Source organism: Ignavibacteriota bacterium, assembly GCA_019637995.1.
Classification (GTDB): Bacteria; Bacteroidota; Ignavibacteria; order Kapaibacteriales; family UBA2268; genus JANJTB01.
The window spans coordinates 1,170,778-1,187,905 of the sequence record JAHBUQ010000002.1; the positions used below are offsets into that span (position 1 = coordinate 1,170,778).

Annotated in this window: 18 protein-coding genes; 8 read left to right on the forward strand and 10 right to left on the reverse strand. The window is 34.7% G+C overall.

Annotated features, from left to right (window positions below):
• Positions 1 to 170: 170 nt before the first annotated feature.
• Positions 171 to 425, forward strand: a complete 255-nt coding sequence (locus KF896_10950) for a hypothetical protein (protein ID MBX3044224.1) — start codon at positions 171 to 173, stop codon at positions 423 to 425.
• Positions 426 to 427: 2 nt separating this feature from the next.
• Positions 428 to 748: a type II toxin-antitoxin system RelE/ParE family toxin gene (locus KF896_10955; protein MBX3044225.1), complete on the forward strand. Its 321-nt coding sequence runs from the start codon at positions 428 to 430 to the stop codon at positions 746 to 748.
• A gap of 190 nt (positions 749 to 938) precedes the next feature.
• Here the strand turns inward: KF896_10955 and KF896_10960 are convergent, their stop codons facing one another.
• From KF896_10960 to KF896_10975, 4 genes are read right to left on the reverse strand one after another with little or no spacing between them, the layout of a single operon-like run.
• Entirely contained in the window at positions 939 to 1,907 is a 969-nt protein-coding gene (locus KF896_10960) for a hypothetical protein (GenBank protein ID MBX3044226.1), read from the reverse strand.
• Positions 1,907 to 2,650 carry a sulfite exporter TauE/SafE family protein gene (locus KF896_10965; GenBank protein MBX3044227.1) on the reverse strand — a complete coding sequence of 248 codons (744 nt, stop codon included), beginning with the start codon at positions 2,648 to 2,650 and terminating at the stop codon, positions 1,907 to 1,909. The genes KF896_10960 and KF896_10965 overlap by 1 nt, the downstream gene beginning before the upstream one ends.
• A complete protein-coding gene (locus tag KF896_10970) occupies positions 2,650 to 2,943 on the reverse strand; it encodes a hypothetical protein (protein ID MBX3044228.1) in 294 nt (97 codons plus the stop codon). Before KF896_10970 ends, KF896_10965 begins: the two co-directional genes overlap by 1 nt.
• Positions 2,933 to 3,466, reverse strand: coding sequence for a hypothetical protein (locus KF896_10975; protein ID MBX3044229.1), 534 nt, complete (start codon positions 3,464 to 3,466; stop codon positions 2,933 to 2,935). The genes KF896_10970 and KF896_10975 overlap by 11 nt, the downstream gene beginning before the upstream one ends.
• Positions 3,467 to 3,665: 199 nt before the next feature.
• On the opposite strand from KF896_10975, the gene KF896_10980 reads away from it, so the two are divergent.
• From KF896_10980 to KF896_10990, 3 genes are read left to right on the forward strand one after another with little or no spacing between them, the layout of a single operon-like run.
• On the forward strand, positions 3,666 to 4,796 hold the full coding sequence (locus KF896_10980) for a saccharopine dehydrogenase NADP-binding domain-containing protein (GenBank protein MBX3044230.1): 1,131 nt from the start codon (positions 3,666 to 3,668) through the stop codon (positions 4,794 to 4,796).
• 16 nt (positions 4,797 to 4,812) lie between these two features.
• On the forward strand, positions 4,813 to 5,901 hold the full coding sequence (locus KF896_10985; GenBank protein MBX3044231.1) for a glycosyltransferase family 9 protein: 1,089 nt from the start codon (positions 4,813 to 4,815) through the stop codon (positions 5,899 to 5,901).
• On the forward strand, positions 5,898 to 6,857 hold the full coding sequence (locus tag KF896_10990; protein MBX3044232.1) for a hypothetical protein: 960 nt from the start codon (positions 5,898 to 5,900) through the stop codon (positions 6,855 to 6,857). The genes KF896_10985 and KF896_10990 overlap by 4 nt, the downstream gene beginning before the upstream one ends.
• Here KF896_10990 and serS read toward each other — a convergent pair.
• Positions 6,850 to 8,121, reverse strand: coding sequence for a serine--tRNA ligase (gene serS, locus KF896_10995; GenBank protein MBX3044233.1), 1,272 nt, complete (start codon positions 8,119 to 8,121; stop codon positions 6,850 to 6,852). The two genes, KF896_10990 and serS, sit on opposite strands and share 8 nt — an antisense overlap.
• A 205-nt stretch (positions 8,122 to 8,326) precedes the next feature.
• On the opposite strand from serS, the gene blaOXA reads away from it, so the two are divergent.
• From blaOXA to KF896_11010, 3 genes are all read left to right on the forward strand, one after another.
• Positions 8,327 to 9,118, forward strand: a complete 792-nt coding sequence (gene blaOXA / locus KF896_11000; GenBank protein MBX3044234.1) for a class D beta-lactamase — start codon at positions 8,327 to 8,329, stop codon at positions 9,116 to 9,118.
• Between the two features lie 2 nt (positions 9,119 to 9,120).
• Complete coding sequence (locus KF896_11005; protein MBX3044235.1) at positions 9,121 to 10,563, forward strand: hypothetical protein; 1,443 nt, start codon at positions 9,121 to 9,123, stop codon at positions 10,561 to 10,563.
• Positions 10,564 to 10,636: 73 nt separating this feature from the next.
• Entirely contained in the window at positions 10,637 to 11,491 is an 855-nt protein-coding gene (locus KF896_11010) for an FKBP-type peptidyl-prolyl cis-trans isomerase (GenBank protein MBX3044236.1), read from the forward strand.
• Between the two features lie 72 nt (positions 11,492 to 11,563).
• On the opposite strand, the gene KF896_11015 is transcribed toward KF896_11010, so the two are convergent.
• The 5 genes from KF896_11015 to KF896_11035 are packed head-to-tail and all read right to left on the reverse strand — an operon-like array spanning position 11,564 to position 17,047.
• On the reverse strand, positions 11,564 to 12,181 hold the full coding sequence (locus KF896_11015) for a sterol desaturase family protein (protein MBX3044237.1): 618 nt from the start codon (positions 12,179 to 12,181) through the stop codon (positions 11,564 to 11,566).
• Between the two features lie 4 nt (positions 12,182 to 12,185).
• On the reverse strand, positions 12,186 to 12,686 hold the full coding sequence (locus tag KF896_11020) for an acetyl-CoA carboxylase biotin carboxyl carrier protein subunit (protein ID MBX3044238.1): 501 nt from the start codon (positions 12,684 to 12,686) through the stop codon (positions 12,186 to 12,188).
• Positions 12,683 to 14,170 (reverse strand): acetyl-CoA carboxylase biotin carboxylase subunit, encoded by a 1,488-nt coding sequence (locus tag KF896_11025; GenBank protein ID MBX3044239.1) that lies wholly within the window; start codon positions 14,168 to 14,170, stop codon positions 12,683 to 12,685. Before KF896_11025 ends, KF896_11020 begins: the two co-directional genes overlap by 4 nt.
• A gap of 2 nt (positions 14,171 to 14,172) precedes the next feature.
• Positions 14,173 to 14,964 (reverse strand): enoyl-CoA hydratase/isomerase family protein, encoded by a 792-nt coding sequence (locus KF896_11030; GenBank protein ID MBX3044240.1) that lies wholly within the window; start codon positions 14,962 to 14,964, stop codon positions 14,173 to 14,175.
• Positions 14,965 to 14,977: 13 nt separating this feature from the next.
• Entirely contained in the window at positions 14,978 to 17,047 is a 2,070-nt protein-coding gene (locus KF896_11035) for a S9 family peptidase (GenBank protein ID MBX3044241.1), read from the reverse strand.
• Positions 17,048 to 17,128 lie beyond the last annotated feature (81 nt).

Here is a 17,128-nt window from a genome sequence, read left to right on the forward strand (position 1 = left end):
GTAAATCATTTATTGAGAGGATGCAGATAAGTGAGTTTATTATTTTGGGACAGTTCTTCGTTATCACATACAAAGGTTCAATGTAAGTCGTCTTCCAAAAATTGCTAAACTAATTTCAGGATAGTTGCGTTAATATTTTCGAACTAAGAATTTTAAACAATGTAAAATCTATGATATTGACATCAAATAAGGTTATTGAAAACAGGAAAACTCAGCTAATTTCTATGATTGCTCAGGTAAACAATAAAGATGTACTTGATGCAATTGAAAGTTTGTTGTTGAATTCTAAAACAGATTGGTGGACAACATTAAGTAAATCTGAGCAGTTTGCGATTGATGAAGGTTTGGATGATATTGAAAATGGAAGAGTATTATCTCATAATGATGTTGTAAACGAAATTAATAACAGATTTAAAGATTTGTAGTTGTGACTTATATTATAAAATGGTCAGAAAAATCTAAGAATGATTTTATCGAAATTGTTGATTATTTGCTTATCAATTGGGGTAATTATTCAGCAAAAAAATTTAAAAATAAAGTATTTAAATCAATTGAATTAATATTAAAATTTCCTTCAATTTACCCTATAACAGAGTACAGGAAAAATTTGAGACGATGCATTGTTGTAAAACAAGTATCATTATATTATCAAGTTAAAGAAAATGACAAAGAGATATACTTAGTCAGGTTTATTGATAACCGTAGAGCCACATTCAAAATAAGTAAATCTTTATATGAAGCTGAATGATAATTTCATATTAAAATTCTTGGAGATATTTTTAATTTTACTATTTTTGTAAATCATTTATTGAGAGGATGTAGATAAGTGATGAATGGACTAATTTGGTACTTAGTCAGTAAGCAGAAATCGCCATCTTCACCAAGCTCTAATCCGTTCCCCAAGATGCGCTAAACTAATTTGAAGAAATCATTTATTTCTAATATTTGCTTAAATCATTTGATTGAACAATCTTATAGTTATAAACAAATGCAGGAGAAACGTTAATAACAATTGAGCTTCCGGGATATTCAATTTTGGGGACAAGAATGCCTTTGCGGTCATTGATTATATCTGCGTAATTGAGAGTAACACTTATTTTATCAGGGTTAAGATCAATAATTTCATTAATCCCTCCACGGAAAGTAACGCTGACGAAATCAGGTTGCAATTTGTAATTCTTTGGCATTGTTCCTCCGCGAACTATAATTCTTATTTCATCAAAAGTAACTTCTGCAGTCTGCTGAATATCTGCGGTAAATCTAATATCCTTTCGGTTGAGCTTCACAATTCCATGAAGTGAGTCAGAAAGTTCGATATTGTCAAAAAATGGTCGGTTTCTGTTGTTATATACCGTTGATTTTGTACCCCATGATTTAATCTTGCTGACTATTTTCTCATTACCTCTGATTTCTATCATATCAGGTTCAATTTTAGGCTTGCCAACTAAGAAAAAACCATCAGCAGGAATAATTGTTAAATCAGGTTCTACCGGCACTGAATAAGTTGTAACTCTACCTGTTTTGATTTTAATACTCTCAGTCAAAATATCAGAAAGCTCGACTCTTTCTACAGATTGCAGACCTTTCAAAATTGTTGTACGGTTAATGTCGTATATGCTGTCAGTAATTTTTGAATTGGCAAGGTCAAGAAATATTTTTTTTGATTTATTGAAATAAAGCAAATTAAATAAATTCCAACCCGTGCCCTTTGCTTCAATAACAAGTGACTGCGGAGGCGGCTCTTCAAATGCTCTGTCTTCGGGAAGCACAATTATTACAGGGATATTAACCAATGTGGAGAAATTGCTGCCAAGACTAGTATAAAACCACAGAGCCATAGCAAACATTACAGCTCCAAGATAAGATTTTTTTGATACATTCTTTAACGCAAAACCGATTCTTTTCATTAGATAATTCCAAATAATTCAAGCGACATAACTATAATTGCAACAAAGAGAAAAAACCGAATAAATTTTTCGCCTTTCCTTAAGGAAATTTTCGCAGAAGACCATGCACCGATTGCATTACCAAGCGCAAGGACTATTCCGGGCAGAAAAACGACTTTCCCATTTAAAATAAATATCAATAATGCAGGCACTGTAAAAAAAGACACGACAAATACCTTCATAACATTAACACGTACCAAATCATATTTCATTAGACGATGAAATATTGCCATTAATACAAAACCAATACCAATCTGTAAAAAACCGCCATAAATTCCTGATAATAATAAACTTGTAACAATTTTCCAATTCAGCTTAGTGACCGGAACAGGATTCTTCTCTTTCTTCACGGGATAAACCATTGTGAATATGACAAGTATCATTACAATACCAATCAAAATTTCAAGGAATTTATCTGAAACCTTTACCGCAAGTAAAGCACCGGCAATAGCACCAGGAAGAGTTAAAAGTGAAATTTTTGTATAAAAACGAATATTTCCCCTAACTTCTTTCCATAATGCCGCAACAGCAGTAGAACTCTGAACAAGTATTGCGATTCTGTTTGTGCCATTTGCAATAGTTGCTTCAAGTCCGGTATAAATCAAGCCGGGAATTGTGAGAACAGAACCGCCACCTGCAACTACATTAATGAATCCGGAAAAAAGTCCCAAACCAAATAAAAGCAATATGTGCTCAAGTAACATTATTTGACTTTATTATTTTGTTTGAAAATATCATTTTTTCCTGTTTCATTGTCAATTACTTCTCTTAAGAAAGGCTTAATATATAAATTATCTAATCCTATTGAATCAAGAGCGATGGCAACTATATTAATCACACGCTCGGGCGGCGATAGGGTATTAATCAAAATAATTTGCTCATTATTTAATTTACATAAACCTTCAGTAAACACACCCCTTTCTTTTCGGATTTTAATTCCCAAACTGTGTGCAATGTCCTTCAATCCATCTAATATATCATCTTGCTTAAATTTCATTTATTGATTTTTCTCTAAATTGGAGAGGTCTGTAAATAGCATAAGCGATTATATTCAACACAGCCAAATAAGAAATACCAGATAAAACTGACATAGTTGTATTACTGAACCTGTTAAAAAAATAATTTCTAAGGGTCTGATTATTAATATATGAAAAGTCATTCCACATTACAGCGAAACTGAGATTTAAGTCATCATGAATATTGTAAAATACTATCGGCGAAACAAGCAAATACAATATAATTGACATAAAAAGCCAGCCCTCTTTTTTCAGAGTTGATTTTTCAGATATCGCAATTATTAAAACAATTAAAAAAGATAATGTAAATGCGGTATTTGTATAAATTGAGCTTGTTGCAAAAAGATAGATATTATAATTTATGATTTCTTCTGAATATTCTGTTTTGATAGTAAGCTCGGTAGCAGGTACAAAAATATCATAAGCAATTACATTTCTGACTAAAGAGCCACCCAACCAAATCATAATACATAGTGCAATTACAAAATATGCAAACTTTTTCAAAATGATTAATCCATTAAGTAACTAAAAATTTCACAAATATACAAAAGAAAAAAGAAATCAGAGAAATTATAATGAATATATATCATTTTACTCAATCAATATAATTTTACTATTTTCTAAACAAAATTTGCCATTTAAATTAATATATTTGTTATTTTTGAATATATTTTTTTGGATTATTATAAGGTAGTGTTAAGAAATGGCGAAAATATTAGTGTTAGGTGCCGGAATGGTAGGCTCAGCAATGGCAAAAGACTTATCAGAAAATCACGAAGTTAGCTCCTGCGATATCAATGAAAATAATCTTGAAAGTTTATCGAATTTTAATATTAATACTATCGTTTCTGATGTTAGGAATAAAGAAAATTTAAAATCACTCGTCAGGGATTATGACATTATTTTAAATGCTGTTCCCGGATTTATGGGATTTGAAACAGTTAAAACCGTGATTGAGTCCGGCAAGAATGTCGTTGATATTTCATTTTTCCCGGAAGACTGTTTCCTTCTTGATGAAATTGCAAAATCAAATAAAGTAACTGCAATAGTTGATTTCGGTGTCGCTCCGGGTATACCAAATTTGTTGCTTGGATATCATGATACAAAAATGAATATCAGGGATTACAAGTGCTATGTTGGCGGTTTGCCGGTCAAAAGGACAATGCCATTTCAGTATAAAGCTCCATTTTCACCTGTTGATGTGATTGAGGAATATACCCGCCCTGCAAGATTTGTAATCAATAACGAAATTATTGTCAAAGACGCACTTTCAGACCCAGAATTTCTTGAATTCGACGAAATCGGGACTCTTGAAGCATTTAATACAGATGGTCTTCGCTCGCTACTTTTTACAAATAATATTCCAAATAAAATTGAAAAAACACTTCGATATCCCGGGCATATTGACTTGATGCGGTCATTGATTAAAGCAGGTTTCCTTAACGAAGAACCAATAGAGTTTAATGGAATGAAAATTTCTCCACGTGACTTCTCTTCAGCAATACTTTTCGACAAATGGAAATTACAACCTGAGGAAAATGAATTCACTGTGATGAGAATAATTTTTGAAGGTATAGAAAACGGCGATACGGTTCGCTATGAATACAATCTTCTGGACAGATACAATCCTGAGACCAAAATTTCATCAATGGCACGTACTACAGGATATGCCGGAACTGCTGCCGTAAATTTATTAGCAGCCGGACTTTTCGAGAATCACGGCATTAATCCACCGGAATATGTTGGCAAAAATGATAAAGCCGTTGATTTTGTGTTTGAGTATATGAAAGACCGAAATATATTATATCATTCAAATCGAAGTATTTTAGAATAATATAAACTATTTAAAATTGCTAAAAAAAATAGAATATAAAATCAAGAATTTTTTTGACAAATCAATTAAAAGGGCTTCAAACCCTGAATTGATTTCTCAATCATATGCTAAGTTCAAACTTGTCGAAGGAAGCAGAATCTTGCTCCTTAGGCAGGATAGAATCGGCGATTTGCTGGTGACAGTTCCATTTGTTCGCTCATTGAGAAGTGCTTTTCCAAAAATCGAAATTGATATCCTTCTTTCCAATAAGAATTTTTCTGCAAAAAGAGCAATAGACAGCTATGTGAATAATATATACACTTATGATAAAAATATTTTCAAGACACTCTCTTTAATTGCTTCTCTCAAGAGACGAAATTATGATATCATCATAGATATGTTTGATAATCCTTCGACTACATCATCATATCTGATAAAAATGATTAAGCCGCTTTATTCTCTTGGATTTGAAAAAGAGAATTTTCAAACATATACTCACATCGTACCACTTCCGGACAAAAGACTTGTTCATATCGTCGAAAGAATCGCCAATCTTCTGATGCCTTTCGGAGTAAATCCTTCAAATAATGATTTAAAGCTATCATTCAGGCTCAGCCCTGCTGAAACTCTACGGGCAAAAGAGATGATGAAGGCTATCGGTGATAGAATTTTGGGTATTAATCTGTCGGGTTCGGACAGGTCAAAATATTGGGGAACGGAAAATTATATTAATTTTATATTGAAATTTTCAGAATTATTTGGTGATTTTGATATTGTAATTTTTTCGATGCCTGAATATAAAACAGAACTTGATGAAATTCTTAAAAACACCAAAGCTAAGAATGCCCCAAAAAGTAATTCTTTTGTTCAGTATGCATCATACTTATCAGTTTGCGACTTGATTCTGACACCGGACACGGCAGCTGTACACCTTGCCTCGGCTTTTGATATTCCTTGCCTGAGTCTTCATCTTTGGAAAAATCTGCCCCAAACAGGTATCCCATGGACAGCATACAATACTCCACAGAGAAATCTCAGAACCGAAAGCGGTAAATTAGCAGATATTAAAGTGGATGATGCCATTCATGTGATTTCAGAGCTGATTGAGGAGAATTCAATATCATGAAAATTGGTATAATTCAATTAGGGCGTATTGGAGATATGGTGCTTATGACACCATTATTTTCAGAAATAAAAAAACTATTTCCGGAGTCTGAAATCACGGTTTTTGCAGGTCCTTCCAACAATTCAATTATTCAAAATAACCCTAATATCAGTAAAATTTTTACTGTGAGAAAATCACCTGTTGGAGTCGCTCAATTATTATTAAAACTGCTTTCGACAAAATTTGATTATTGGATTGACCCGAAAGATCACTTTTCTAAGGAAAGTAGAATAATCGCAAAGTTTGCAAAAGCAAATCAAAAAATCGGATTTAATCATCCTGATAAAATTAGGGTTTTCAATATTGATTTGCCACAATCGAATGAAAATCTACATCATACATTGATTACACTGAATTCAATCAGCTGCTTCGGATATGTATTACCTGATACAATTCCCAGACCTGAGCTACATACAAATGAATCTTCAGATGGTTTTGTTGAGAAGTTCTTGGCTGAAAATCACGTCTATGATAACTTTGCAGTACTAAATATTTCAGGCTCACACGAAAGGAAAATGTGGGATAATTCATCATGGGTTGAATTTCTTAATCTGTCAGGTATATCTGTTCCAATTGTGTTGTGCTTCGCTCCAGCTGAAAAGATGAGAGCAGAAGAGCTTTGCAGGCAATTTGAGAAGCTGATAATTTTCAACTCTAGAGATATTAATGATATTGTATCTATCGTTTCTCGCTGCAAATATTTACTTTCGCCGGATACTGCAATTGTACATATTGCAGCGGCATTCAATAAGCCCGTATTTGTTTTATATTCAGGTATGGATAATTTTTATGTTAAGTTTCATCCATTATCCGAAAAATATATAACGGTAAGAGCAAAAAAGGGTGATAGCGGCATAAAAAGCATATCACCCCGGGAAGCAATCCAAAAGTTCAATAAATTTTTGGAAATTATTTAGCTTCAATTACGCTGAAACCTGTATAAGGCACCAAAGCTTCAGGAATTGATACACTTCCGTCTTCATTCAAATAAGTTTCAAGTAATGCAACCATAATTCTTGAAGTTGCAAGACCGCTACCATTCAATGTATGAATAAACTCCGGCTTGGAAGATGGGTCAGGCTTAAATCTTATGTTTGCTCTGCGAGCCTGAAAATCAGTGAAGTTAGAACAGCTCGATACTTCAAGCCAACTTTCCTCTCCCGGTGACCATACTTCGATATCATAAGTCATCGCTGAAGAGAAACTTGTATCACCCGAGCAGAGCAGAAGAACTCTGTAATGCAGACCCAGCGCTTTGACTATATCTTCAGCTTCGCCTGTAAGTTTCTCAAGAGTAGCCCAGGAATCTTCAGGTCTAACAAAATTAACCATTTCGACTTTATTAAACTGATGCACTCTCAAAAAACCCCGAACATCCTTGCCATAGCTTCCTGCTTCGCGTCTGAAGCAAGGGGAATAACCGCAATACTTAATCGGAAGACTCTGAGTCGGGAGCATTTCTCCATTATGAAAATTGGTTAGCGGTACTTCTGCAGTCGGAATGAGGAACATATCATCCTCTGTGGCATGATACATATCTTCAGCCATCTTGGGAAGCTGACCTGTACCGTGCATAGAATTACGATTTACGATAAATGGCGGCAGAAGCTCAGTATAGCCGTGATTATCAAGATGAAAATCTATCATAAAATTTATCATCGCTCTTTCGAGTTTGGCACCCTTGCCTTTATAAAAAGCAAAGCCTGAACCAGATACTTTTCCACCACGCTCAAAATCAATAATATCAAGTGATTTAGCTATTTCGATGTGGTTCCTTTTTAGCTTTTGTTCAGTTGTAGTACCACAAGTGCGGACAATTTTATTGTCTTCTGCGGATTTTCCGACAGGTACTTTTTCACCTGTCATATTTGGAATCTTGAGAACAACAAGCTCAATCTCATTTTCGACATTGCGAAGCGCATCATCAAGAGATTTGATTTTGTCTGAAACTTCCTTCATCGCTGCGATCTTATCGTCAGCATTCTCCTTATTCTTCTTGAGTTCGGAAATTTCTTTAGTCACAACATTACGCACATTTTTCAGAGATTCGACTTCCTGAATGATTTTGCGACGACTTTCATCAAGCAGAAGAATATTATCTACCTGAGTGGACTCATTCTTATTTTGAATATTTGTTCTTACAAGTTCGATGTTTTCTCTAATAAATTTTAGATCAAGCATTTAATTTACCAAAAAAATAAATTTTACATAATTAATAATACAAAAGTAGTTAAAATCAATATATTTATAGTAATAATATTAATAATTCTCTATTAAATATCTTTAGAAATCAATATTAATATCGAAATTATTTCGATATTAATAAATTCATACATACATTTGTAAATAATTTTTGATGAATTTATAAAAGAAATTAATTATGACAATGAATTTCAAAACAGTAATTTTATTTTTAGTTTTAATTTTGGGCTGCAACCAAAGCAAAAACGAGTACCGTCAGGATTTGATGGAAATAATTGACTCAACCGGCTATGATGGATGTTTTATAGTAAGGTCTGCAAATACCGGCAAAACAATTTATGTAAACCAGGCAAGAGTAAAATTTCAATTTTCGCCGGCTTCAACTTTTAAAATCCCTAATTCACTCATAGCACTTCAGACCCGCTCTGTAAGTTCTATTCATGATACTATCAGATATAACGGAATTGAGAAACCTGTTGAATCATGGAATAGAGACCATGATCTCGAGTCAGCTTTCAAAAATTCTGTCGTATGGTACTATCAGGATATTGCGATAAGAATTGGTGACACACTGATGAAAAAGTGGCTCGACACCATTACCGACTACGGCACTATGGTAAGAGCCGGTATGATAGATAATTTCTGGCTTGATGGAAGTCTTGTGATTTCTGCTGAACAGCAAGTGAATTTTCTTGAAAAATTATATAAGTCTGAGCTGCCATTTTCAAAAGAAGTGATGGATACTGTAAAAAGAATGATGCTTTTTGAAGAAGGTAACGGCTATAAAATTTATGGAAAAACAGGACTGAGCGATCGTCAAAAAGTCGGTTGGTTTGTAGGCTGGATTGAGAAAGATAAAGATACACATATATTTGCAACAAATATTAGTTACCAAGATACGTTAAATATAAATTTTCAGGGTACAAGAGTAAACCTGACAAAAAAAATGTTAAACAAGCTACGGATACTTAATTAAATATGGTAAAGACAATTTTTTTTATAATTTTAGTTGCAATCGTAACATTGATATCCTTTTCCTGTTCAAAAGGACCTGTCAAGCTTGAATTTGCTGTAATAGACAGTGTTTACAGTGTATCTGGTATTGAATACAGTGCAGATTATTGCAAAATGCAGGTACTCGAAAACCCGCTTGATGTTAAATCGAAAGTGATTGATATACCGGTTATCAGAATAAGAACAAAATCTAACGATCCGGGTGCACCTGTTTTTTTATTAAACGATGGTCCCGGACTTAGTAATTTTAATCAGGTAATGCCGACATGGCTGGCTAATAATCATGATGTTGTTATAGTTGGTTACCGTGGTGTTGATGGCTCGATTAATCTAAATCTTCCTGAGCTGAACCAAATCACCCAAAATCCCAATTTCCTTTCGGAAGCAAATCTCGAACTTGCCGGAAAAGCACTTTCAAGAGGATTCAAAAAACTGCAGGACAGCCTTGAAATTGATGTCAATAATTATAATATATTAAATATGGCTTATGACGTTGAATCTGCAAGAGCTGCATTTCAATATCCCAAAATCAATTTGTATGCAGCAGGTTTTGGAGCAAGAATTGCACAAATTTATGCAAAGTTAGCTCCAAATTATTTATTCAGAATTTTGTTTGAGCGTCCCAAAACTTATGGCTGTATGGATATCAGCCCTGAAGAAATCGAAAGCGTTCTTGATTTTTACGAGCATCCATCAGCTATTATAAATAATGGTAAATCCTTTAGTAAAACAATTATAGATGGGCTGAGTGCTCTTCCAAATGAGCACAATGGTCAAATTTTTGATAAAGACAGGATTTTATATACTGCTTATGTTTATATGGACGCACTTAAAGGACCTGCAGCAGTTCATGAAGCATTTATGTCAGCCGGCAATGGTGATTATGACGGATTGGCTTATCTTGAGGAAATGTATACTGTTCATTATCCGCAATTCAATATAGGTGATTATATTATTAAATCCGTAACCAGTGAATTTGATAGCAATAAGGATTATATCAAAGATTATTCGTACAGCTCAATAAGTGCTTTTGGCTCACCAATTTCGAAGCTGGTATATGGTACGTATCAAAAATCAGATTTCAAAGCCAGATTGCTTGATACATTACTTGTCAACCCCAAAAACTTAGGTGGAGAAATTTTGATTGTATCAATTAATTTAGACTTTGATACTCCGTATGAATTTGCAGAGTTTACTTTAAAAGAAGCCTTCCTTGAAGCTCAGTATATAAACCTAATGGACTATAATCTGAAAGCACTTCATTCTTTCAGAATCGCAGAATATTCAGAGTTGATTGAGAGATTCATTTATGTAGGAAGTACTAAAAAATTTAAACCAGAACCGCTTGAAATCAATCTTAAGCCTGAGAAGACATTTAAACAGCTGGCTTTAGAGAGAATTCAATAGAAAATTGTAACTTAATCTTAAGAAAATTGTTATTGTTTAGATATAAATTGTTAAAAAATTATTAGGAAAAATTGTGATAAAATATTATTTGTTAATATTGATATTAGTTCTGGCGTCCTGTGGTGAGAGTAATTCACCTCAAGAATCATCTTCTGCTTCAAATAAAGAGGCATATCAACAAATCATTAAAAAATATGACAACACAGTAAATGAAGTTTCTGGTGATATTGTTGATCAATTCATGTATGTTAATGGTTATAGAACTGCCTTAAATATGATGAATGATTCTTTAACCTTAAGTCTTGATTATCTGGTTCAGGGATTTGTTGATGCGTTAAAATCGGGAGACCCAAAAATTCATAAAGATTCTATGGATAATATTGTAGCAAGCTTTTCTAACTTCCTGTCAGAAAGAATGGACAGCATTATGAAGATTAAGGAAATAGAATACTCGGTTATAGCTGTCCAAAATTTATCCGAGGCTGAAGAATTTATTGAAAAGAATGCATCTGAATCGGGTGTTGTTACTCTACCAAGTAAATTGCAATACAAAATTCTCAAGCAAGGAAATGGCAAATCCCCAACTCAAAGTGATTATGTCTTAGTTCACATGACATCAACATTTGCCGATGGAACAGTATTTGATGATACCCGCTCAGGCGAACCAAGAGCAATTCCTAACGAAAGGATGATTCCCGGCTGGATTGAAGGCATCACAAATATGCAGGAAGGTGCAAGATGGATACTTTATTTACATCCGGCACTTGGGTTTGGCGAATTTGGTATTGACGGAAAAGTGCCACCAAACAAATTAACTATTATTGATGTTGAATTGATTAAAGTTATGACTGAACAAGAAATTGCTGAATATATGAAAAATAATCCACCTAAGCCTCCTATTCCCGGTGGTCCTATGGGCGGTTTTTAAGTATCTTCTTAGATATTTTGTGAAATTCTAATCAACATAGTGTAATTAATGATGATTTATTATAGAACGAAATTAGTTCGCTGATTTCGTTCTAAATATATAGTCCCATATAGGAGTGCTGACTCCAAAACCGGAATCAGGCTCAAGGTAGTGGTGCTTCATGTGATGCTTTTTGATGCTTAGCAATAATCTATTCCGAAATGCAAAATGATGAACAGCGTAGTGAAGTGAATCATAAGTAAGATAACCCGCCACGAATCCTGAGAAAAAAGCAGGCGTAAATGTGTTCCCAATTATAAAGCTGAATAAATACCAGAAAATAAATGCAAGTGGAATACTAATTGACGGTGGCATAACTAAACGGTATCTATCCTGAGGGTAATCATGATGTACACCATGAAATGTCCAGTGCAATCTTTTGCCGAATTCTGATTTTGGATGATAATGGAACACAAATCTATGAAGCAAATATTCAGTCAGACTCCAACCAATTGCACCTGATACAAAAAGCACAATGCTCCAAACAACACTAACTTCTTTTTCTGCTATTGAGTAGTAAAAAAAGTAAGCAATTACAGGTATATAAATTATCAATGGAATTGAAAAATGTACTTTTGAGAACATTTCGATAAAATCACTTTTAAACATTCTCACAGATTCAATGGAATTTGAAACAAAATGTTTTGCCATTAACTTACTCCTTCACAATCTCCACAATAACTAAATCGCTATCAACTTGCTCGCCGACTTTGCAATTAATTTGCTTAATTATCCCACTAATTGATGCATATAATTTTGTTTCCATTTTCATTGCTTCTATAATAATAATCGGGGCTCCCTCTTCGACTGTGTCGCCTTCATTTACTAATATTTTAACAATTGAGCCGGGCATTGGTGCCTTTATATGCTCATGACTGTCATCATTAACTTCAGACTCATCTATGAAAAATGCTTCGTCAGGCATAATATCAAAAATATATTGCACACCTTCATACATTACATAAATATGTTTGTCATCTTTAGCGGCATAAGCATAATAATCGGATTCGTTTCCGAGAGGCAGATAGTTGTTATCTTCATCATACTTTGCAATCCTCAAAACACCATCCCATCCATCTATTTCAGCTTTTAATATTCTGGAATAATTCTGGCTGGTTTCAATTTTATACTTTTTATCCTGAAATCTTAAAATCATTTTCTTACTCCAAATTCCGATAATATTTCCCATTTCCCGATATTCAGCCAGGGGTCTTTTTCTTCAGGTTCAAATGATGTATTTATATGTGCTGCCACTCCTAAAGCATGAGGGAGATTTCCCTCAAAATCGAACTTAATCAGCTCAGCATAATTTTTGTCAATATATCCTGTGTAAGTATCGCCATTTTTGAAAATATCGCTTTCCAAAAGGACAATCATAAATGGCAGTGATGTTTTGACTCCAAGCACAACTGTGCTTTTAAGAGCATTAATCATCCTTTCTGTGGCTTCAACTCTGGTTTGCCCGTGTACAATTAATTTTGCTAAAATAGGGTCATAAAATATGGATACATTTGTTCCGGTTTCGATACCTGAATCAAATCTCACTCCTTCGCCAATAGGAGCTTTATGCAATAATATTTTTCCGGAGGATGGCAGAAAATCATTGAAGGCATCTTCAGCATAGATTCTACATTCTAATGCCCATCCGTTTATTGATAAATCTTCCTGATTAAATGGAATTGGCTCTCCGGCGGCAATATTTATTTGAAGTTGAACTAAATCTATTCCTGTAATTTCCTCCGTTACGGGATGCTCAACCTGAATACGTGCATTTACTTCCAAAAAGTAAAAACTACCATCCTCATCAAGCAAAAATTCCACAGTACCAACGTTATCATAGCCGGCTGATTTAACTGCCTGAATTGCAGCATTCCCCATGTTTTCGCGCAACTCATCATTAAGTGCGGTTGAGGGCGCTTCTTCAATTATTTTCTGATGGCGTCTTTGAAGCGAACATTCCCTTTCGAATAAATGAATATAATTCCCATGACTGTCGCCAACTACCTGAAATTCTATATGACGTGGCTTTTGGATATATTTTTCCATGAAAATTTCATCACTTCCGAATGCAGAAAGCGATTCCCTTTTTGCAGAGTCAATAGCATCAGCAAGTTCATTCGGAGATTTAACAACTCTCATACCTTTACCGCCACCACCGGCAGCGGCTTTAATCAGCACAGGATAGCCAATTTTCTCAGCAAATTCTGCATATTCAGATAGAGCCGATGTATTGCTTTTCAAGCCGGGAACAACAGGCACATTATTTGAAATCATTAATTCACGGGCTTTGGTTTTAGAACCTAAAAGCCGCATTGACTCCGGATTTGGACCTATGAAAATCAAACCCGCATTTCGGACTTTTTCGTTAAATTCAGGATTTTCCGATAAAAATCCATATCCGGGATGAATGGCATCTGCTCCTGATTTCAGAGCAGCATTTATAATTTTATCCATATCAAGATAGGATTCTTTTGCAGCTGCACCGCCTATTGCGACGGATTCATCGGCAAGTTTTACATGAAGTGCATCAGCATCAATATCCGAAAAAACGGCAACTGATATAATCCCCATTTCCTTGCATGCCCTTATTACTCTGCAGGCGATTTCACTTCGATTTGCAATTAAAATTTTCTTAATCAATTTTACTCCGGTAATTTTCTCCAACTTGGCTCTCTTTTCTCTAAAAATGCTTTCATTCCTTCACGTCCTTCTTCACCTGTTCTGAGTTTTGCAATAACATCTGAAATATATACAATTGATTCATCTCGGGATGAATTTCTTAGTAGTGTCATCATCTCTTTTACAGTTTTAACAGCAAGCGGACCATTTTTCAGAATGAAATCAATTTTGTTCTGGACTTCTGAATTAAGATTATTACGATTAACAACATAATTTATTAATCCCATCTCCAAAGCCTGCTTTGAATTAATTCTTTCACCTGTAATTAACAGCTCGCGTGCCTTTGTTTCGCCAATTCTTGCCAGCACTAATGGCACAATCGCTGCCGGAACAATACCAATCGCAACTTCACTTAGTCCAAAGAAGGCATTTTCTTCAACAAAAATTATATCACTAACAAGCATTAACCCAACACCACCACCAACAGCAGAACCGTTAACTTTTGCAATTACCGGTTTGGAATGGTCGTGAATTAAATAAAGAAGCTCGACTAATTTTTTTGATTCGGCAAAATTTTGTTCATAGTTGTAGTCTGCTATCTCACCAAGCCATGTCAAATCGGCGCCGGAGCAGAATGATTGTCCTTCACCTGTCATGACTATGCACCGAACTTGTGCATCCTCATTCAATAAAGTAAAAGCGTCTGTAAGTTCGGAAATTACTTTGCTATTCAGAGCATTACGCACTTCAGGTCTGCTTAAAGTAATAGTAGCAACTGATTTGTCAATATAAAGATTAATAGTTTCGTAATTCACTTTCAAAAATTCCTTAATTCATTCCAAGAGAAGACATTACAAATCGCCACTCAAGCTCAATATCATTAATCTGATGAGCAGTTGATTTTCCTGAACCGTGACCTGATTCAAAATCAACATACAGCATAATCGGGTTTGTCTGTCCGGGATTATTTTGAAGAGCTGCTGCAAATTTCTTAGCATGTAGCGGGTCAACACGTGCATCATTCTCACCGGCTTTGATAAGCATTGCCGGATAATTGTAACCTTTTCTGATATTATGCTGTGGTGAATATTGCAGAATATTCATAAAATCCTCATAAACTTCAGGGTCGCCGTATTCGGGAATCCAGTATCTTGCAATTAAAAATTTATGGTATCTCACCATATCAAGAAGCGGTACAGCGCATACAGCAGCCTTATACAAATCAGGTCTTTGAGTAATAACAGCACCGATAAGAAGCCCGCCATTACTGCCACCACGTGCAGCTAACTTTTCGGAATTTGTATATTTTTCTGCGATTAGATACTCAGCTGCTGCTATGAAATCATCGAAAGTATTTTGCTTTTTGAAGAGCATTCCGTCTTCGTGCCACTTCTCACCATATTCCGAGCCACCCCGAAGATTTGTAATTGCATACACTCCACCCCGATTGATAAATGATGCAGTTGTACCTATGAAATTCGGATCCTGACTGACATTAAATCCGCCATATCCATAAACAAGTGCAGGATTATTGCCGTCTAATTTAATATCTTTTCTGTGAATAATGAACATTGGAACTCTTTGTCCGTCTTTTGAAGTATAAAATACCTGCTTTGAGGTTATATTATCAGTGTTGATAGGGGATTTGTCCTGATAAATAAATTCCCATTTCAAAGTTTTACCATCAAGTTTATATAATTTGCCGGGACTTGTGAATGTTGCCAGATTTACATAAACGGAATTTGATTCCTTGTGGTAACTGATTGATGAAACATTGCCAAGCTCCGGAAGTTCGATTTCTTTGAGTAACTTTCCGTTCAGGTCATAAGCAGTAAGTCTCGAAAGTACATCTTTTCTGTCCTGAACAATCAAATAATCGCTTGTAATTACATAAGCTCTGATAACTGTTTCAGACTCCGGTATAATATCTTTCCAATTGCTGAAATCCGGATTAGCAGCATCCGCAGTCATAATTCTGTAATTCGGAGCTTCGTGATTTGTTAGTACATAAAGTTTGCCATCTTTGACTTGTGGAGTAACCTTGTATTTGGAAAGTGGATATATCAATTTTGGCTCATCGGAAGTTCCCGGTTTACGTATTTTTAGACTATTTGTCCAGAAATCACCTTCAGAAATAAATGTAAATGTTCCGCAATCAGTATCCCACATACTTGCAAAATTTTTAGCATCCTCCGGAGCAATCATAAACTTATCATTTTTACGGTCTGTTCCGATTGTATGCAAATATGTACGGATTGGTTCCTGCTTTTCAATTATTTCTTTTGTGCGGACTGTAATATAAGCACCTTTCTCATCGTAAGTCCAGCCGAATGAACTAAGCCCTGTAATTGGCTCTCCAAGAACTTTGCCGTTCTTGGTATCAATTATTCTGTAAGTGGAAATCTCATTGCCTTTGAACTGCATACCAATTGCAGCTTTATTGCCGTCTCTTGTCATCACAACGGCGGTAATTGCCGAGTTACCTGACGGGTCAACCTGAATTGGGTCGAAAATTAGAATTTCTTTATTTTTAATTACAGTAAAAAGTTTTGACTGAGCGTCGCCTTTCTTCTTGAAATAGAAAAACTCGCGATTTCCCTTGTAAAAAGGTGCACCTCTCAAATCTCTGTCCAAATGTGCGGAAATTTCTTCCCTCAGCCCAGGAATTTCATTTGTATTACTTTTTAAGAAATTTACTGTGTATTCGTGTTGCTTTTTAGACCAGTCTAAGGTCTCGGGATTTGTTTTGTCTTCGAGCCAGCGATAATAGTCAGTAAATTCATAACCGTGAATTTTCTCCTGTACCGGCTCCATTTTGGCTTTTGGTGGTTTAAATTCGCTTGAAAAAATATTCATAACTGAAAATGAAAAAAACGAAATTATCAAAAAAAACTTCATTATTATATATACCTGAAAATTTGAAATGTAACATTCCGGTATGACGATTCTACTTGATTATGATTAATTTTTTTAAAATAT